General features: G+C 72.3%; 14 protein-coding genes. 4 read left to right on the top strand and 10 right to left on the bottom strand.

What is annotated here, in order from left to right; genetic code table 11:
• Positions 1–8: 8 nt before the first annotated feature.
• The gene (locus tag ACWCPN_RS32180) at positions 9–884 is read left to right on the top strand and encodes a carbohydrate ABC transporter permease (protein WP_451213480.1); all 876 of its coding nucleotides are present in this window, start codon (positions 9–11) and stop codon (positions 882–884) included.
• A 134-nt stretch (positions 885–1,018) separates the two neighbouring features.
• Positions 1,019–2,623 (top strand): glycoside hydrolase family 13 protein, encoded by a 1,605-nt coding sequence (locus ACWCPN_RS32175; RefSeq protein ID WP_451213477.1) that lies wholly within the window; start codon positions 1,019–1,021, stop codon positions 2,621–2,623.
• A gap of 61 nt (positions 2,624–2,684) precedes the next feature.
• Here the strand turns inward: ACWCPN_RS32175 and ACWCPN_RS32170 are convergent, their stop codons facing one another.
• The 6 genes from ACWCPN_RS32170 to ACWCPN_RS32145 form a co-directional block, all read right to left on the bottom strand.
• Positions 2,685–3,656, bottom strand: a complete 972-nt coding sequence (locus ACWCPN_RS32170) for a hypothetical protein (RefSeq protein ID WP_451213474.1) — start codon at positions 3,654–3,656, stop codon at positions 2,685–2,687.
• A 22-nt stretch (positions 3,657–3,678) separates the two neighbouring features.
• Complete coding sequence (locus tag ACWCPN_RS32165) at positions 3,679–4,194, bottom strand: hypothetical protein (RefSeq protein ID WP_199212894.1); 516 nt, start codon at positions 4,192–4,194, stop codon at positions 3,679–3,681.
• A 327-nt stretch (positions 4,195–4,521) separates the two neighbouring features.
• Positions 4,522–8,544, bottom strand: a complete 4,023-nt coding sequence (locus ACWCPN_RS32160) for an SGNH/GDSL hydrolase family protein (RefSeq protein WP_451213469.1) — start codon at positions 8,542–8,544, stop codon at positions 4,522–4,524.
• A 457-nt stretch (positions 8,545–9,001) separates the two neighbouring features.
• Positions 9,002–10,078, bottom strand: coding sequence for a DNA polymerase III subunit beta family protein (locus tag ACWCPN_RS32155; protein ID WP_451213466.1), 1,077 nt, complete (start codon positions 10,076–10,078; stop codon positions 9,002–9,004).
• A 61-nt stretch (positions 10,079–10,139) separates the two neighbouring features.
• Positions 10,140–10,979 carry a cytochrome c oxidase assembly protein gene (locus tag ACWCPN_RS32150; RefSeq protein ID WP_451213464.1) on the bottom strand — a complete coding sequence of 280 codons (840 nt, stop codon included), beginning with the start codon at positions 10,977–10,979 and terminating at the stop codon, positions 10,140–10,142.
• Positions 10,979–11,545 carry a DUF2243 domain-containing protein gene (locus tag ACWCPN_RS32145; protein ID WP_451213462.1) on the bottom strand — a complete coding sequence of 189 codons (567 nt, stop codon included), beginning with the start codon at positions 11,543–11,545 and terminating at the stop codon, positions 10,979–10,981. The genes ACWCPN_RS32150 and ACWCPN_RS32145 overlap by 1 nt, the downstream gene beginning before the upstream one ends.
• Before the next feature lie 191 nt (positions 11,546–11,736).
• Between ACWCPN_RS32145 and ACWCPN_RS32140 the strand changes: the two genes are divergently transcribed.
• Positions 11,737–12,009 (top strand): GntR family transcriptional regulator, encoded by a 273-nt coding sequence (locus tag ACWCPN_RS32140; protein WP_451213459.1) that lies wholly within the window; start codon positions 11,737–11,739, stop codon positions 12,007–12,009.
• Between the two features lie 99 nt (positions 12,010–12,108).
• Positions 12,109–14,754, top strand: a complete 2,646-nt coding sequence (locus ACWCPN_RS32135; protein ID WP_451213456.1) for a glycosyl hydrolase — start codon at positions 12,109–12,111, stop codon at positions 14,752–14,754.
• Positions 14,755–14,874: 120 nt separating this feature from the next.
• Here the strand turns inward: ACWCPN_RS32135 and ACWCPN_RS32130 are convergent, their stop codons facing one another.
• The 4 genes from ACWCPN_RS32130 to ACWCPN_RS32115 form a co-directional block, all read right to left on the bottom strand.
• Positions 14,875–15,450, bottom strand: a complete 576-nt coding sequence (locus tag ACWCPN_RS32130) for a rhodanese-like domain-containing protein (protein WP_451213453.1) — start codon at positions 15,448–15,450, stop codon at positions 14,875–14,877.
• Between the two features lie 93 nt (positions 15,451–15,543).
• On the bottom strand, positions 15,544–16,287 hold the full coding sequence (locus ACWCPN_RS32125; RefSeq protein ID WP_199212898.1) for a sulfite exporter TauE/SafE family protein: 744 nt from the start codon (positions 16,285–16,287) through the stop codon (positions 15,544–15,546).
• A complete protein-coding gene (locus tag ACWCPN_RS32120) occupies positions 16,284–16,649 on the bottom strand; it encodes a rhodanese-like domain-containing protein (RefSeq protein ID WP_451213449.1) in 366 nt (121 codons plus the stop codon). The genes ACWCPN_RS32125 and ACWCPN_RS32120 overlap by 4 nt, the downstream gene beginning before the upstream one ends.
• A gap of 44 nt (positions 16,650–16,693) precedes the next feature.
• The gene (locus tag ACWCPN_RS32115; protein ID WP_451213446.1) at positions 16,694–18,052 is read right to left on the bottom strand and encodes an MBL fold metallo-hydrolase; all 1,359 of its coding nucleotides are present in this window, start codon (positions 18,050–18,052) and stop codon (positions 16,694–16,696) included.
• Between the last annotated feature and the right edge of the window lie 53 nt (positions 18,053–18,105).

Genomic DNA, 18,105 nt, shown 5'->3' with positions numbered 1-18,105 from the left:
AGACCGGCATGTCCACACGCACACTCATCTCACCGGCCCGCCTCGCCAGGCCGAGGGGGAGACTGCTCTACCGGGTGGTCTTCGCCGTGGTCGTCGCGGCCTTCGTCCTGGTGTTCCTCGGCCCGCTGTACTGGCTGGCCTCCAGCGGTGTGAAGGACCCGCAGGAGGTGATCCGCACCCCGCCGACCCTGGTGCCCAGGTCCTTCACCCCGGGCAACTACACCCGGGCCTGGGACGTCATGGACCTCTCCCGGCTGCTGCTCAACACGACGTTCTACGCGTTCGGCGCGCTGGCCTGCCAGCTCGTCCTGGACGTGGCCGCCGCCTACTCGCTGTCCAGGCTACGGCCGGTCCTGGGCAGGGCGATCCTCGGCCTGATGCTGGCCACGCTCATGATCCCGGCCACCGTGCTGGTCGTACCCCAGTACCTGACCGTCCTCGACGTGCCGATCGTGCACCGGAACCTGCTGAACACGCCCTGGGCGATCTGGCTCCCGTCGGTCACCAACGCCTTCAACATCTTTCTGCTCAAGCGGTTCTTCGACTCCATCCCGAAGGAACTCCTCGACGCGGCCGCCATGGACGGCGCCTCCCCGACGCGGATCCTGTGGTCGATCGTGCTGCCCGTCTCCCGGCCGATCCTCGGCGTGGTGTCGATCTTCGCGATCGTCGGCGTCTGGAAGGACTTCCTCTGGCCGATGCTCACCCTGCCCGACCCGTCGAAGCAGACCCTCAACGTGGGGATCTACTCGCTCTCCACCGGGGTCCCCGTGAACATCCTGATCGCCGCCCTGACGATCGCCTCGCTGCCGACCCTGCTGATCTTCCTGGTCTTCCAGCGGAACATCATGAGCGGCCTGACCGCCGGCGGCCTGAAGGGCTGACCCCACGGGCCACCGCCCGCCGGTTCCCGGCACGGCCGCTCCTTCCCCTCCCGAGCCTTCGCCGCCGGTCCGTCCGACGCCCCGCAGCATCCGGGCCGGCGGCGAAGATCCACCCTGCCCGAAAGGAACGTCAGTTGGCAGCCCCTCACTCGCCCCGCACCGACGACTGGTGGCGCGACGCCGTCATCTACCAGGTGTACCCGCGCAGTTTCGCCGACGGCGACGGCGACGGCACCGGGGACCTCGCGGGAGTCCGGGCGAGACTGCCCCATCTCGCGCAACTGGGCGTGGACGCCGTCTGGTTCACCCCCTGGTACGCCTCCCCGCTGGTCGACGGCGGCTACGACGTCTCCGACTACCGCACCATCGACCCGGCGTTCGGCACCCTCGCCGAGGCCGAGAAGCTCATCGCGGAGGCCGCCGAACTGGGCATCCGGGTCATCGTCGACATCGTCCCCAACCATGTCTCCGACCAGCACCCCTGGTTCCGCGCCGCGCTGGAGGCCGGACCCGGCAGCCCCGAGCGGGAGCTGTTCCACTTCCGTCCCGGCCGCGGCGAGGACGGCGACCAGCCGCCCAACGACTGGCCGTCGCAGTTCGCCGGGCCCACCTGGACCCGGGTGCCCGACGGCGAGTGGTACCTGCACCTCTTCACCCCGGAGCAGCCCGACCTCAACTGGGCCCACCCGGCGGTCCGCCGGGAGCACGAGGAGATCCTGCGGTTCTGGTTCGAGCGCGGCGTCGCCGGCGTACGCATCGACTCCGCCGCCCTGCTCGTGAAGGACCCCGCGCTCGCCGACTTCGAGGAGGGCGTGGACCCGCACCCGTACATCGACCAGGACGGACTGCACGACGTCTACCGTTCCTGGCGGTCCATCGCCGACGAGTACGGGGCGGTGTTCGTCGGCGAGGTCTGGCTGCCGGACGCCGAGCGCTTCGCCCGCTATCTCCGGCCCGACGAACTCCACACCGCCTTCAACTTCAAGTTTCTCGCCTGCCCCTGGGAACCGGACCGGCTGCGGAGCGCCATCGACGACACCCTCGCCGAGCACGCCCCCGTCGGAGCCCCCGCCACCTGGGTGCTGTGCAACCACGACGTCACGCGCACCGTCACCCGCTACGGGCGGGCCGACACCTCCTTCGACTTCGCCGCGAAGGCCTTCGGTACCCCGACCGACCTGGACCTGGGCACCCGGCGGGCCCGTGCCGCCGCACTGCTGACCCTGGCCCTGCCCGGCTCCGTCTACCTTTACCAGGGGGAGGAGCTGGGGCTGCCCGAGGCCGAGGTGCCGCGGACGAGCATCCAGGACCCCATGCACTTCCGCTCGGGAGGAACCGATCCGGGGCGGGACGGCTGCCGCGTCCCGCTGCCCTGGGAGGCCGGCGCCCCCTGGTGCGGGTTCGGCGCCGGCGCCGGGCCCTGGCTCCCGCAGCCGGAGGACTGGGGCCACTACGCGGTCGACCGGCAGGCGGCCGACCCGGAGTCGATGCTCGCGCTGTACCGCGCGGCCCTGTTCCTGCGCCGGTCCGTGCCGGGTTTCGGGGACGGGCCCCTCACCTGGCTTCCGGCCGGTGACGGTGTGCTGGCCTTCGCCCGGGCGCACGGCCTGGTCTGCGTCGTCAACCTGTCCGGGCACCCGGCCGGACTCCCGCCGTACGAGGACCTGTTGCTCGCGAGCGGTCCGCTCGACTGCGCGGGCCGGCTGCCGCGCGACACGGCGGTGTGGCTGCGGACCTGACCGGAGCCGCGACAGGGCCCCGGCCACCGTGTCGCACGGTGGCCGGGGCCCTTGCCCCACGTCAGTCCTTCAGCGCCGTGCCGGCGGCGGTGAGAGCCTTGGTGTTCTCGGTCCTCGCGGCCGCGAGGCTGCTCCGGTGGGCCGTGATCTGCTGCTTCTGGATCTTGGTCTCGGCCTTGAACCAGACGTTCACCAGCCCGGTCCGCTGCTTGCAGTCGATCTCGGCCAGGGCGACGTCGATCTCCTTCTGGGAGGCCGGGTCGGTGTGCGGGACCAGTTCGGCCGACTCGGTCGGCGTCGCGGCCTCGTAGCCCTTGCCCTTCATGCACTGGGACCAGGCGCCCATGGCCTTCTTGACGGCCGGGACCCGCATCGACTCCAGGAACGACCGGCCGTTCAGCTCGGAGACGAGCTGGAAGTCGGCGGCCGGCTCGCCGATCTTCTCGGCGGCGTAACCGACGCAGCCCTTGGCGGGGATCTTCTTGCCGTTGTAGGTCTTCGGGGCCGCCTTGGCGACGAAGGAGCCGTCCGCGCCCGCCTTGGTCGGCTTGCCGTGCCCGGTCAGCACCTCCACCTGCGTCTCGGTCAGGCTGGGCACCTTCTGCCGGGGCTGGTCGGTCAGGGCGTCGGGCAGGCCGTAGCCGTACTTCGCCGCGGTCGCGCGGTCGGTCAGGCCGTAGCGGCGCTCCATGTTGGCGTCGTTGTCGTTCGGCGGCGGGGTGGCGCCGGCGACGGTGAGCTTGACGTCGAAGCCGTAGCCGGCCATGCACTTCTCCTGGAGGTGGCGCGTGGCCGTGTCCAGGGTGACGGTGTCGGAGTAGGTCTGCATGTAGGCCTCGAGCGGCAGCGACAGGCCCTTGGCGAGGCCGCGCTGCGGGGTCGCCTTGGGCCAGTTGGCCTTGTCGACGAGCGGCTTGTCAGCCGCCACCGGGGCCGCCGCGTCATGGCCGGAGCCGCTCGTTCCGCAGGCCGAGAGCATCCCGGTTGTCGCGATCATGACAGTTGCGGCGATGAAGACGCGCTTGTTCCACATGGGGGTGACTCCTCGGTTCGGATCAGGCGAAGTGCTGGGAGGCGTTGTTGTTCTTCAGCGCCGAGATCAGGTTGGTGAGGTTGCAGTCACCGTAGGGCTCGTTGTGCGCGAAGTACTGCGAGGTGCCGCCGTAGCCCGAGTTGTAGTACACGCGGTAGTTGTCGGCCGGGGCGCAGTTCTGCACCGAGGCCGCGTTGTTCTTCGTGTACTGGCCGGCACCGGTGCCGTTGCCGTTGAACACGTAGCGGTACGTGGTCAGCGTGGAGCCCTGGTACTGGCTGGTGCCCCAGTAGTCGTTCACGTTGCCGTAGAACGACGACCAGCTCGTCACGTATCTGCCGCCGCTGACCGCCAGGTCCTTGGAGTTGTACAGCAGCCACAGATCGCCCTCGGAACAGGTGATCCAGGGCACGTCGCAGTTGTCCGTGACCTTGTACTCGGCGGCGTGGGCGGGGGTGGCGCTGACCATGAGCGCGGCGGTCGCGGCGAAAGCGGACGCCACCGCGCCGATCCTGGACCGCAGGCGGACGTTCTTCATGGGGGAGGAACCCTTCGCTCGGGTTGTGATGATCATTTGAAGTGGATCTTACAGAGAGGGCCTGGAAAGGCGACAGGAAATCCACGGCCCCCGGACTGCCTCGCCGGGCCCGCTCCCGACCCGCCGGGTCGGGAGCGGGCCCGGTCGAAGCGCACGTCCGGGGGCGGGTGCGTCACGCACCCGCCGGCCTCACCAGGGGAATGCGCCGGACCCCTGGAAGGAGAACAACGCCCAGACCACCAGGGGGAGAAGGACCAGCAGAACGACGGCGGCCAGCGCCTTCGCCCACCCGGCGGTCCTCCCGCGACCGTCAGCCGGCACGGCGGATCACAGCTTTCCCACGGCGCGGACGAACGCCTGCGCGTAGGCGCTCGTACCGGTCCCGTTGGGGTGGTAGCTCTCGCGGCTGACGCACCAGCTTCCTCCCAGCTCGCAGCGGAAGTCACCGTCCCCCTGGGGGGCGACGACGATCTTGTTGATGCCCTCGGGGTCGTCGCAGGCGCGCCGGCCCTCGAAGTCGGGGTCGGGCGACTCGTAGCTCACCGGAAGGCCCGCCGAGCGCAGGGACGCGACCATCTGCTCCTGCTTGCTCGCCATGGTCCGGGCCATGGCGTTGACGCGGATCATCCCCGCCCCGCCGACGCCGCTGACGCAGGTCAGGGAGTCCTCGTTGAAGAGCTGCGGGTACCCCAGCAGGACGATCTTGGCGTTGGGCGCCTGGTCGTGGATCTCCCGCAGGGTCTTCTCGATCTTCGGCATGGTGTCGTCGATGTCGCGGTCGACGTCGTCCTCGGCGGGACAGCCCGTGGTGGCGCAGGACTGCATCACGCCCGGGAAGCCCGCGTCGTTGCCGCCCACCGTCAGGGCGACCAGGGTGGTGTCCGCGCTGAGGACGCCGGACTTCATCTGCGCGATCTCGTGGAACTGGCCGTCGGCCTTCGCGTACTTGCTCCGGTCGTCCCACGACACGGGCCAGGTGTCGTAGTCGTTGCCCTGGTCGTCCGTCGCCTTTCCGCGCACGTTCCAGGTCAGCGCGCCGGAGCAGGCCACGTCCAGGAAGTCGGCGGAGGCGGGGTGCTGGTCGGCGACCTGGCCGAGGGTGGCGGACCGGCCGGGCAGGGTGGCCTTGCGCGACCAGGAGTTGTCGCTGCGCCGGCAGGCGTTCCAGGTCTCCTTCTCGCTGTCCCGGTCGGACTCGGGGGAGTAGGCCCCCGCGCCCTCGCCGGCCGAGTAGGAGTCGCCCATCACGACGACCATGTCCGCCGGCTTGCCCGGCAGTTCCTGGAAGGCGATCGACGTGAACGCGATGTCCTCGTCGGCCGTGCCGTCGTCCGTGGTGTTCGTGAGCTGCACGCGGGGCGTCCCGGTGAAGTGGTAGACGCCGAGCTCCACCCAGGTGCTCCTGCCGTAGTGGGTGTTGACGTACCGGTCACGGTCACCGCCCGCGACACCCTTGACCACGTAGTGGGCCTGCTGGGTGTGTGCCCCGGTGTCGGGGACGTGCACGAACACCCGGGCCCAGTCCAGGCTCTGGCCCAGCGTCCAGGTGCCGCTGATGGTCATCGGGCCGTAGTCGCCGCCCAGATGCTCGGTGTCGCGGGTGTGGGCGTACCAGAAGTGACCGCCGTAGCCGCCGCCGACCTGGTGCAGGTCCGCCTTGGCCTCGTAGTGGTTCGCGCTGTCGGCGTTGAAGTCGAACTGGAAGCTGCCCGAGGACGTCACCTGCCCGCAGTCGCCCCATGACTCGGTTCCGTTGGCCACGGAGGCGACGACATGGGTGCCGGGGGCGCCGGAGCACACCGATGCGCCGTGCTGCAGGCGGTAGCCGCGTCCCGGCTCGGAGACCAGCGTCTGGTACTTGATGCTCTCGTGGCCGCAGTCGGTCGCGCAGTCGCTCTTCCAGGTCGCGTTCGGCGCGTGCCACCAGTACTGCGAGTAGCACGCCTCGGTGTCGCAGTCCGGCGGGTTGCCCGAGTCGCAGTAGTTGTACTCGTTGCAGAACGTGCTGAGCGGCGGCGAGACCTGGCTCCGCTGCTCCTTGGTGACCCACCAGGCGGGCCGGAAGCCGGCCGAGGAGAACCCGGACTCACCGGGCCAGTCCTGGCGGCCGGACGTCGCGTAGGAGTAGCCGGTGTCCATGGACCAGGCGGACCAGCCCATCACCTTCTCCTCGTACGGCCAGTCCTGCGGGTGCGCCGCGTCCTTGTTCGCCTCCGTGCCGTCCACGTCGGTGTCCATGAACGGGTGGCCCCAGCTCTTCTTGTAGATGGGGTTGGCCGGGTTGTTGTACCAGCCGAGACCCCACGGGCCGGTGGTGTGCGGAGTGGGCGCGTTGAAGCCGAGGTTGTAGTTCCACACGGCGGTGAACCAGTTCTCCACCCGGGAGGCGTCGTCGTCGTTGACGGTGACCTTCTGACCGTCGGTGTGCACCTCGTTCCACTTGTCCGCGAGGATCTTCATGGAGGCGGCGATGTTGGTCGCGTAGTCGACGGCGACGGCCTTCTGCAGGGCCGGCGACAGACTCGTCTCACCGGTCTTCTCGTGCCCGGCGAGCCGCATCCCGTCGGTGACCTGGCCGACGCCGTAACCGCAGTCCGACTTGTCCCAGTTGATGTGCCAGTACACGTCCGGATCACTGGGGTCGGCCTTGTGCCCGTAGTAGCCGTCCACCGCGGCCAGCGGGCTGCCCATCTGGCCGGGGATGGAACCGGACTCGGCCTGCCAGAGGTTGGACTCCTGGGCCATGATGCCCAGCATCACGTTGGCCGGGATCCGCCCGCCGCCGGTCAGCGTGGGTGCCGGGAACAGGCCCTGCGGGTCGATGGTGCCGATCCCGGTCTGGTTGCGGTACCCGCCCTGGCGGATGTACTGGGAGCGCAGCTGGCCGCGTACGGCCATGTCCACGGCCCACTCGACCTGGTTCGGCGTGGGCTGCAGTGCCTGCGCGTTCACGTCGTTGCGGGAGACGGAGCACCAGCGGTCGGGGTCCGTAGGGTCCTGCGAAGCGACGGCCGCGGCGGCGGTGAGCGTCGCCCGCCTGGGCTCGCTCGTGCCGGAGTCCGGCACGCTCGCGCCGGTCAGCGCCGGGGAGGGCCGGCTCTTGCCCGCGGAGTCGTCGGTACGGACGACCGTCTGCCGGAGCCTCGCGCCGGTGCCCGTGGCCGTGGAGGTCACCGTCACCGGCGTGTTCGCCGCCACGGTGGCGGGGGACCGGCCGGCCTCGCCGCGCGGTGCGGGTTCGGCCCTGGTGAAGCCCTTGCCCGCGTTCGCGATGTGGTCGAGCCCCGCCCGCACGCCGGGGGTGAGGACCGGATCGACGGCCAGCCGGCCCTGGCTGGAGACGACCGTGCCGGTCGGAGCGTTCACCCGGGTGATGCCGGTGCCCGCCGTGTGGGTGGCGCCGGTCGGACGTCCGGTGAGGAACACCCCGGCGGCTCCGCCGCGTTCGAGGTCGAGCTCGCCGAGCCTGCCGGTGGCGACCGTGGCCGGCACGCCGTGCCCGCCCCACACCCGGGCACGCGCGACCTCGGTGCCGCGCCGCTCCACGAAGGCGATCCTCCCGCCGCCGACCGGGTGGATGTCGTACGGCACCCCGCCGGCCGTGAACAGCTTCTCGGCCTTGCCGGTGCGGTGGCCCAGCCGGACCACGTCGTGGCCCAGGGCACCGACCGCGCCGCCCGCCACGGGAACCGCGCTGGTGACCTCGCCGCGTGCGGAGGCCTCGCCGACGGTCTTCCCGGTGGTGTCCACGGTGACCACGCGGGTCCGGGTGGCGGCCGGGTCGTTCATGTCGCGGAAGGCGGTGAACGCGGCGGTGCGGGTCGCCGGGTTGCAGGACGGGTCGAAGTACGCGAGTGACGCGGTGAACGGCAGCTTCGTCACCCTGCCGGTGGCCAGGTTCACCACGGCGGCGAAGGCGCCGCCCTGCATCAGGTCCGGCTTGTTGGTGAAGGTGCGCGGCGCGTAGACGACGGCGGCGTGGTCGCGGTCCATGACGCACTGGTTGCCGAGCCACGAGTCCGCCGGCATGCCGGGCTCGCTGAGCACGGCGGCGGTCTTCCACTCGTAGGCCCGCGCGCTGTCCGCGACCAGGACGTGCAGCCCGTCGACGTCGGCGGCGGCGGTCACGGCCCGGTCCTTGCTGCTCCGCCACCCCTTTCCGAGTTTCTTGTCCGGGCCGGCCACCCGTCCGCCGGGCTCGGTGCCGGCGCTGCCGGGCTCGGCGGACGTGGGCCTCGGTGCGGCGTGGGGTGCCGCGAGCGCGGTGGCGCTCTGCAGCAGCCCGCCGGCCAGCACGGCACAGGCCAGCACGGCGCCGAGCCGCCCGCGTATGCGTCTGTTGGATCTCAAGGAGAGTGTCCTCGCTTCTCGGTGGGGTATGCGCGCCCGTGTCCGGGCACGACTCGGCCCGGAAGGGCCCGTGGGCCGGGCGGGGGTGCCGGGGAGCCGGCCGGTGACGCCGGACGGGAGGCGGACAGCGGCACCGGTGTGCGCCGCGGTCCGCCGAGTCACCCGCGCTTCATGAAGTCGCGCCGCTCATGGTGGAGTTCCGCGGCCCGGCGATCGGCACAGCGACGGCACGGAGCTGTCTCGGACACGTGTTGAGCCCCCCTCATGGCCACCCATGACAGGCGAGCGTGCCCTCCGGCACGCGACAGCCCCCTGGACGCCCCCGCTGGTGTCGCACGCTCACGACACAGAACCGACGTTTGGTCTAGTCCACCCGCTTGCAGCGCGGTCATCCTACGCCCAGCATGCACATGCCACGCAAGATCCAAGTTCCCCCTTCTGACACTTCTCTCTCTCGTCAGTCCTCCAGCCGCACCGGCATCAGCAGCGAGAAGGTGTGCGCGTCGTCGGGGCGGCGGATCGCGAGGGGAGCCGTCGAGGACGTGGACTCCAGGACGAGGTCGTCGTGGGCGGCCGCGGTGAGGGCCTGGAGCAGGAACTCGCGGTTGACGGCGATGCGGTCCGGGCCGGTCCCGGCGGTCCCGCAGACGGTCACCGTGCCGTCCTCCGGCACCTCCAGCACGCTCAACTCGGCCGTGGAGTCGTCGTGTTCGTGGACCGGGCCGGTCTCGAGCGCCGCGCGGAAGGCGGGCGCGTCCACCACGGCGCGGCGGCCCGCCGGCAGGTGGACCAGGCGGCGGTAGTCGGGGAAGTCGTGGCCGAGGCGGCGCCCGGCCACCTGACGGTCGCCGGCCTCCAGGGTCACCCGGTCGCCGTCCAGCTCCAGGTGGACGGGCTCGTCTCCGCCGAGCAGGGCGCGCATGGCGTCGGCGAGCGGGGTGGGGACGACGGCCTGCACGCGGGGGCCGTCGTGCCCGGTGACCGATGCCCGGGAGACGGCCATCCGGTAGCGGTCGGTGGCCACCGTGTGCAGTGCGTCGCCGTCGACGTCGAGCAGGATCCCGCCGAGCATGGGCAGTTCGGGGTCGGTGCCGGCCGCGAAGCGCACCGCGTCCAGGGCCGCCGCCAGGGCGGGTGCCGGGACGGACAGGTGGACGGGGGCGGTGGGGGCGGTGTGGAGCGCGGGCATGTCGTTCTCCCTCTGGTCGAGTAGGGCCCGGAGTGTGGAGAACTCGCCGCGGGCCTCGGACAGTCCGGTCCGCAGCCGGCGCAGATGGGCCTCCAGCAGGGTGCGGACCAGGCCGGTGTCGGCACCGGACCAGGCGGCCAGCACCAGCCGGATGTCCGCCAGTGGCATACCGGCCCGGCGCAGGCGTGCCAGCACCCGGGCCTCCTCCAGCTGCTCGTGGCCGTACCAGCGGTACCCGGTCACGGGGTCCACCCGGACCGGGACCAGCACGCCCGCACGGTCGTAGAACCGCAGGGCGCTCACGCCGAGTCCGCTGGCGTGGGCCGTCTCCCCGATACTGCGCATCTCGTTCTCCACACCCGGAACCCTGGGCCCTCGACCTGGTCGAGGGTCAAACCCGCCGGGATCAGTGTCCCGCCGTCGCGGTCGCTCCGGGCCGCCCCGGCCGTGGGACGGTCCCCGCGCGGCGCTCGGGCCGCCAGGTCGCCACCAGTGCCCCGGCGAGCAGGAGTTCGGCGATGTCGCCCCCGTAGTACATGATCTCCGCGCCCTGCCGGACCTGTTCGACGGGGGCGTGGACGTCGACGAACAAGCCGCCGTACATCGCCTGGGCGATCAGGGCGTGCGCGGCGATCGCGACACCCAGATACACCAGTCGGGTCCGGACTCCGGGGCGGGCGGGCGCGGGGTCGGGGCCGGCGACGCCGTGGGCGAACAGGCAGCCCGACGCCAGGAAGTGCGCCTGCATGAGCCGGTGGCCCAGGGGATGGCCCATGGCGGCGTCGTACAACGGCGTGAAGTAGAGCACTCCGAGACTGCCGGTGCTCAGCACGAGCGCCACCGCCGGATGGGCCAGTACCCGGGCCGGGGCGCTGTGGAGCACCGCCGAGAGCGTGCGGGCCCGGGCGGCCGGCAGCGTTCGCAGCAGGAGGGTCACCGGTGCGGCCAGCACCAGCGCCATGGGCGCGTACATGCCGATGAGCATGTGCTGTGCCATGTGCGCACGGAAGTCGGAGTGCGCGGCGGACGACAACGGCGGAAGAAGGGCGGTGGCGAGCAGGCACAGCCCGCCCACGAACGACACCGACCGCCAACCGTGCCGGCCGCGCGCGGGGTTGCGGCGCCGCGCGCGGTGCGCGGCGAGCAGGTAGCAGCCGGCGGCGGCGAGCAGGATCGAGAGGATCAGCAGGACCGGCAGCACCGCCGGTGCGCCGCCGTCACCGCCGTGCTGGTGCATGTCCTCCATCAGACGTGGTCTCCGGTTCGCTCGGTCCCGCGGGGCGCCTCGGGACCGAGGACTGTTCCACCGCGCTGGACCAGATGGCCGGCGAGCATGAAGAGGCCGCCCAGGACGAGGAAACCGGCGTCCCACCAGGCCTGGTGGGGGCCTCCGTGGACGTGGTGGATCCCCAGGACCTGGTGGTCCACGACGCCCTCGACCAGGTTGAACAGGCCCCAGCCGAAGAGGATCCAGCCCCACAGGACCCGTGAGCCCCACACCGCCCGCCGATGGTGCGTGACCCGCGCGTACAGCACGGCCAGGCCCAGGAGCACGGCGACCCAGCACACCGTGTGGAAGACGCCGTCCCACAGCGTGTTCATCTCCAGGCCCGAGACCGTGTGCGGGTCGTAGTACTTGAGCCCGACCCGGTCGTGGTTGGTGCTGGTGAGCATGTGGTGCCACCGCAGGAGCTGGTGCAGCAGGATGCCGTCGGCGAACCCTCCCAGCCCCACGCCGAGGACGGTCCCCGGTAACCGCAGACTGCTGGGCTCCACCGTGAGCGGCGGGGCGGTGCCTGGCGTGGTGGCCATCGGTTGTTCTCCGTTCGGTCGCCGGTGCGCGGGTGGTTCTGGGGCGTGGTTTCCCGGACGGCCCGTCATCATCACCTGGCCCGGTGCGCTTTCGGTCAGTGGCCCGGCGCCCGGGAAAGGCTGGTCCCACCAGTCGGCCGGTCGCCGCGAACGGCCCGCGCTGCTCGCCATGACACGGCACGGCATCCGGCGTGAAGTGGTCTCCGACCAGGCTCTTCGCCGTCCTGCGCGACAGGATTCCCGACGGCGGACCGCCGCCCGGCTCGGCGCTCGGGGCCGAACGGGAGCCGGCGTCCGAGTTCGGCGTGAACCGGCACGCCGTCCGCGCGGCCGTCGAACGGCTCCAGCAGGCCCGGCGCGTCCAGGTCGGTCTCGGCGGGCGGACACTCGCCCGGCCGGTCACCCCGGGCCGAGAGGTGATTGATCGTCCACGGACCCCTGCAGGGCGCCTGGGCAACAACTGACAGGTTCCGGACAAAGAGTTGGCCAAGTGCCGGATCCGCCCGCCCGCTCGTGATCGGGTCGCCTGCGACGGCTGTACCACACCCGTTCTGGAGGTTTCGGTGCCGGCACCAACCCGCAGAAGACGATGGCTCACGATCTGCGCCATTACGGCGACCGCCGGGCTGGTCGCGATACCCGCGACCGCCGCGCCCGGTCACCATGTCAGCCCCTTCGGGGTCCGCGCGCTCGACCGGCTCGCCGCCCAGCGCGAGCACTCGACCGGGACCGGCGGTCCCCGGGCGAGGCCGGAGGAAGGGGACGACGGCAACGAGGCGGACGAGATCGCCGAAGGTGCCGACCAGTACGCCGAGGCCCGTACCGCGCCCGGCGTCGTCACACCGGGCGCCTACGGCGCCGCCTGGCGGGGACTGAACGGTCTCCGGCAGACCAAGGGCAGTTGGCGGCACGTCACCGGGCTGACCTACGACTCCGACGACCCCCGCTACCGCGACATCGACTCCAACTCCAGCGGCGGCTCCGGAAACGTCACCGGGCGGATGGCCGCGATGGCCGCGGACGACGACGGCTACGTCTACGCGGGCAGTGCCGGCGGCGGAGTCTGGCGCTCGCGCACCGGTGGCGGGCACTGGCGGTCCATCAGCGACCGGTTGCCCTCGCAGTCCACCGGAGCGCTCGCCGTCGACGGCACCGGACGGCTGTGGCTCGGCACCGGCGAGGCCAACACCAACGCGGACGCCTACCTGGGCAGCGGCGTGTACGTGCTGTCCGACCCGCACCACGGTGCCTTCAGCACCCGCAGCCGGGTCGGCGGCGACGAGCTGGAGAGCACCACCGTCCGCCAACTCCGTTTCGCGGGCGGCAGGGTGTGGGCGGCGACCAGCGAAGGCGTGTGGAGCCACTCCACCAAGAACCTGCACGGCTCCTGGAAACTGGAGTTCGCGCCCAATCCCGACTATCTGCCGGGCGGCCCGAAGGCGACGGACGGGGACGCCGCCTACAAGAACATCACCAACGACATCGCCGTCGACCCCAAGGACCCCGCCAGGGTGATCCTCGCGGCCGGCTGGCGCAGCGGTGACGACTACAACGGCTTCTACACCAGGACCGCGGGCCACTGGAAGCGGATCACCGGCGGCTTCGGTGCGCTGCCGACCGACGCCGACAACGTGGGCACGGTGACCTTCGCCCGCTCCGCCGACGGCTCCCGCTACTACGCCATCGACCAGTCGCCCGAGCAGATGGCCACCAACCCGGACAGCGGCCTGCAGGGCATCTACAGCGCCGCCTCACCCTTCGGGCCCTGGACGAAGATCGCCGACTACAAGCAGCTGGCGGCCGACGGCTCCGCGCTGACCACGGCGGGCTACATGCCGGGTGTGCAGGCCTGGTACAACCAGTTCCTCACCGTCGACCCGGCCGACCCCGAGCACGTGTACGCCGGCCTCGAAGAGGTCTACGAGACCAGGGACGGCGGCGCCACCTGGTCCACCGTCGGCCCGTACTGGAACTTCAACTTCCCCTGCTGGAGCATCGATCCCGCCCGGCAGACCGGAAGCTGCAACCAGACCACGCACTCCGACCAGCACGGCGTCGCGATCGGCCGCTACCACGGCCGGAGTTACGTCTACGTCGGCAACGACGGCGGCGCCTACCGCCGCCCGGTGCACGGCTCCCAGGACTCCTCCGGCCACGCCACGGACTGGGCCTCGCTCAACGACGGCACCATCGACACCCTCCAGTACTACTCGGTGGGCGTCGGCCGGGACCCGGGCCACCACGGGGTGTCCGTCACGGGTGGACTGCAGGACAACGGCCAGTCGATCCTGCGCAGCGACGACAAGGTCATGGGCTCCGACTTCGGCGGTGACGGCGGTGACACCCTCACGGACCCGGCCGACGGCTGCAACATCGCCGAGGAGTACGTCTACCTCGCCGTCCAGGTCACCCAGAACTGCGCCGTGAACGACGGCTCCTGGACGACCGACCCCGCGAAGGCGACCTCGTACAACGTCGCACCGGCCGACAACACCACCGGTGAGGCCCGCTTCATCGCTCCGCTCGCGGCCGACATGAGGAACAGCGCGACCTGGATCGCCGGCGGCCGGCACATCTGGGTGCAGGACCACGGCTACGCCATCCGCAGCGGCTCCGAGTGGCGGAGCGTGCACGACCTCGGCGCCGGCCGCACCGCGACCGCCGTCGCCGCCTCGGGCGGCAAGGTGTACGCGGCCTGGTGCGGGCCCTGCAACGAGGACGGGTTCGCCCGGGGCATCGCCGTCGGCAACGCCGACGGGACCGGCTGGCACGACATCGGCCTGCCGGCCACCGGGGCGGACGGCACGGTACCCAACCGCTACCTCAGCGGCTTCGCCGTCGACCCGAGGAACGCCGACCACGTCTTCCTCGCGGTCAACGGCTTCTCGCGGCACTGGACCGAGGGCCCCGGCGCCGGGCACGGCCACGTCTTCGAGTCCACCGACGGCGGCACCACCTGGAAGGACGTCTCGGCGAACCTGCCCGACGTGCCCGCCGACTCCGCCGTGGTGACCCAGGACGGCGGACTCGCCCTCGCCACCGACCTCGGCGTCGTCTACCGCGCGCCGGGCCGCACGAAGTGGCAGCGCGTCGGCTCCCTCCCGGCCGTCGCCGTGCTGCAGCTCAGGCTCAGCCCCGACGGGGGCACCCTGTACGCGGCCACGCACGGCCGCGGCATCCACGCCGTCAGGGTGCGCGACCTCGGCTGACGCCCTCACACGGGCGCGAGGGGTGGTCCCGGATCCCGGGGTCACCCCTCCGCCGTGTGCGGTGCCCGCCGTGCACCGGCACGGCGGGCACGCGGGCGCGGTCGTCGCCGCGGTCCCGGATCAGTTGCCGCGCAGACGGGTCAGCGTCGCCTCCAGGTCGGCCTGGCGGGGCCGGTTGTGGGGGAGCTTCGCGAGCATGGCGGCCATGCCGCAGGTGTTGGTCACCGCCGAGAAGACCAGTCCGCCGGCGATACCCGCGGACAGCAGCCGGAAGGCGGGGTGCACGAACTCGCCCAGCGCGAGACCGAGCAGGACCACGGAGCCGGCGGTGAGGCGGACCTGCCGCTCCATGCCCCAGGCCGCCCGCGTGCCGCCCTCGGGACGGGCGAGGTCGTTGCCCTGGGCGGCCCAGGCGCCGGTGCCGCCGGCGAGGGTGGCGGTGTGCACGCCGCTCTCGGCGAGCGTCCGGCAGGCGTTCTCGGAACGGGCGCCCGAGGCGCAGACGACGAGGACCTCGCCGCGCTCGGCGGCGGCCCGGATGTCCGGCACCGCCCGGCCGAGCTGGTCGAGCGGGATGTTGAGTGCACCGGGGATGTGGCCGCCCGCGTACTCGCCGGGGGTGCGGACGTCGATGACGGTGAGTTCGTGCAGCCGGGAGCGGGCCTGCTGGGGGTCGAGGGTGAGGGGGGTGGTCATCGTTTGATCTCTTTCCTGTCTGTGGAGGCGCCCCGGGCGGGGGCCGTACTGCTGGAGTGGTGAGGCGGGCCGGTGGGGGCCGGGCCGCAGTGGTCAGACGAGCGCGTCGAGGAGCATGAGGGCGGCCACCGCGAGCAGCACGCAGGCGAACACGCGCTGCAGGGCCTGGCCCCTGATCTTCTTCGAGAGCCGTTTGCCGTCCCAGGCGCCGAGGATCGCCGCAGCGGTGAACGGCGCGACGACCGCCCAGTCCAGACGCGTCCCGCTGCCGGCCCGGGCGCCGAGCGCCGCCAGCGAGTTGACCGTGATGACCAGCAGGCTGGTGCCGACGGCCCGGCGCATGGGCAGGCTCAGCACGCCGACCAGGGCCGGCACGGCGAGGAAGCCGCCGCCCACGCCGAGGAACCCGGTCACCGCGCCGAGCCCGGCACCGGCGGCACCGGCCTTCCCGGGCCGCACCGCACCGGAGCCCTCGGTCCGGGCGGGACGCAGCATGCGCAGCGCGGCGAGTGCCGCGACGACGGCGAAGGCGGCGGTCAGTACGGTCTGGGGCAGTCGTCCGGCGGCGGCCCCGGCGATCATGGCGGGCACGATGCCCGCCGCCGCGAAGAGCAGACCGGTACGCCAGGCGACGTTGCCGTCCCGGGCGTGACCGGCGAGTGCGGTGACCGACGTCAGGGTGACGATCACCAGGGCGGCCGTGGTCGCCTGCGCCGGGGAGAGGCCGAGCAGGTAGATCAGGGCGGGCACCGCCAGGACGCTGCCGCCACCGCCGAGCCCACCGAGGGCCAGACCGACGACGGCACCGGCGAAGAGCGCGAGGAGCAGAGCGGTCATGCTATCGAGCCGTGGTTCCCGCGTTCGTCGACGACCGGGTGCCCGGCGGCGGCCCACGCCTTCATGCCGCCCTTGACGTCCACCGCCTCGGCGCCCCGGCCGGCGAGCAGCCCGGCGGCCTGCCGCGAGCGGTTCCCGCCGCGGCAGATCACCACCAGGGGCCGCTCCCGGGCCGCGTCCGGCAGCATCGCCCCGGCGGTCAGGCGGGACAGCGGCGCGTGGACCGCGCCGGGCGCGTGCCCGGCGTTCCACTCGTCCTGCTCGCGTACGTCCAGCAGGACGGCCGGCGCCTCGGCGTCCTGGACACGCCGGCGGGCATCGTCGACGGTGACGCGGTCCTCGCCGCGGCGGAAGAGGGACATCGCACGACCTCTCGTGGGTTCGGAACGGAAGGGGCGGGGCGGGTTCAGCCGGGGACCACGGTCAGTCCGGCGGCGATGGCGGCGTCGAAGCCGTCGTCCACGGCCACGACGTCCCGCCCCGAGGCGTCGAGCAGCGAGGCGGCGATACCGGCGCGCATCCCGCCGGCGCAGTGCACCCAGACCGTGCCCGCCGGTACCTCGGCGAGCCGCTTGTGCAGCTCGTGGACCGGGATGTGCACGGAGCCCTCGATGTGACCGGCGGCCCGCTCGGAGCCCCGTCGCACGTCCAGCACGACGACGCCGTCGGTACCGCGCTCGGCCAGGCCGGCGAAGGTGGAGCGGGCGAAGGTGGCAGGCCGGCCGCCCTCGGGCACCCACTGCTCGGGCGTCCCGGTCGCGGCGGCGGCGGGCCGGTCGATGCCCACCCGGACCAGCTCCCGCTGCGCGGCGGCTAGCTGCTCGGGGGACTCGGCGAGCAGGGTGACCGGCTTGCCCCACGGGATCATCCAGGCCAGGTAGGTGGCGATCTTGCCGTCCGCCTCGAAGTTGAACGACCCGGCGACGTGCCCCTCGGCGAACGCGACCCGGTTGCGCAGGTCCACCACCCACTCACCGGCCGCGAGCCGGGCGGCGATCTCGTCCGCGTCCGCGACGGCCGGGGGAGTCAGGTCGACCGGGGCCGGACCCGCGGCGTTGGCCGGACCCATGTGCGCGTAGTAGGCGGGGACGTCGTCGAGACCGGCGAGCAGGTGGGCGACGAAGGAGTCCACGTCCTGGGTGAGAGCCGCGTTGGCGGTCTTCTCCTTGCCGATCGTCGTGGCGTCCCCCTCCGCCTGCGCCGAGGAGCAGAAGCTGCCGAAACCGTGTGTCGGCAGCACCGGGGTCTCGTCCGGCAGCTCGGCCGCGAGTCGGTGGGCGGAGGCGTGCTGGGCGCGCGCCAGCCGCTCGGTCAGCCGGGGCTCGACCAGGTCGGGGCGGCCCACGGTGCCGATCAGCAGCGACCCGCCGGTGAACGCGGCCACCGGTACGCCGTCCTCGTGCAGCACGTAGGAGGTGTGGTGCGGGGTGTGGCCGGGCGTGGCGACGGCCCGCAGTTCGAGGCCGCCGTCGAGGGCGACCGTGTCGCCGTCGCCCACCGCCACACGGGCGAACGAGACGTGCGCCCCGGCCGGAACCAGGTAGGCGGCGCCCGTGACCCGGGCCAGTTCGAGGCCGCCGGTGACGTAGTCGTTGTGGATGTGGGTCTCCACCACGTGCGAGATCCGCACCCCGCGCCGGGCGGCCGCAGCCAGGACCTGGTCGAAGTCGCGCGGCGGGTCCACGGCCACGGCCGTGTCGCGGCCGCCGGCCAGGTAGTGGCGGTTGCCCAGCCCCTCGAGCTCGATGGTGTCGATGAAGAACACGGAGATGCCCCTTCCACGGAGATTACCCCCCCGGGTATGTGTTCCACCGTAAC

This window comes from Streptomyces sp. NPDC002386 (assembly GCF_053593175.1).
The sequence above is the reverse complement of the archived record's forward strand: the minus strand, read 5'-3'. Positions and strand labels throughout refer to the sequence as shown.

What these genes read in the sequence shown, in the direction of transcription:
- ACWCPN_RS32180 (WP_451213480.1), top strand. Translation starts at nt 9, where the DNA reads ATGTCCACACGCACACTCATCTCACCGGCCCGCCTCGCCAGGCCGAGG.
- ACWCPN_RS32170 (WP_451213474.1), bottom strand. Translation starts at nt 3,656, where the DNA reads ATGTGGAACAAGCGCGTCTTCATCGCCGCAACTGTCATGATCGCGACA.
- ACWCPN_RS32165 (WP_199212894.1), bottom strand. Translation starts at nt 4,194, where the DNA reads ATGAAGAACGTCCGCCTGCGGTCCAGGATCGGCGCGGTGGCGTCCGCT.
- ACWCPN_RS32155 (WP_451213466.1), bottom strand. Translation starts at nt 10,078, where the DNA reads ATGCGCAGTATCGGGGAGACGGCCCACGCCAGCGGACTCGGCGTGAGC.
- ACWCPN_RS32150 (WP_451213464.1), bottom strand. Translation starts at nt 10,979, where the DNA reads ATGGAGGACATGCACCAGCACGGCGGTGACGGCGGCGCACCGGCGGTG.
- ACWCPN_RS32145 (WP_451213462.1), bottom strand. Translation starts at nt 11,545, where the DNA reads ATGGCCACCACGCCAGGCACCGCCCCGCCGCTCACGGTGGAGCCCAGC.
- ACWCPN_RS32130 (WP_451213453.1), bottom strand. Translation starts at nt 15,450, where the DNA reads ATGACCACCCCCCTCACCCTCGACCCCCAGCAGGCCCGCTCCCGGCTG.
- ACWCPN_RS32125 (WP_199212898.1), bottom strand. Translation starts at nt 16,287, where the DNA reads ATGACCGCTCTGCTCCTCGCGCTCTTCGCCGGTGCCGTCGTCGGTCTG.
- ACWCPN_RS32120 (WP_451213449.1), bottom strand. Translation starts at nt 16,649, where the DNA reads ATGTCCCTCTTCCGCCGCGGCGAGGACCGCGTCACCGTCGACGATGCC.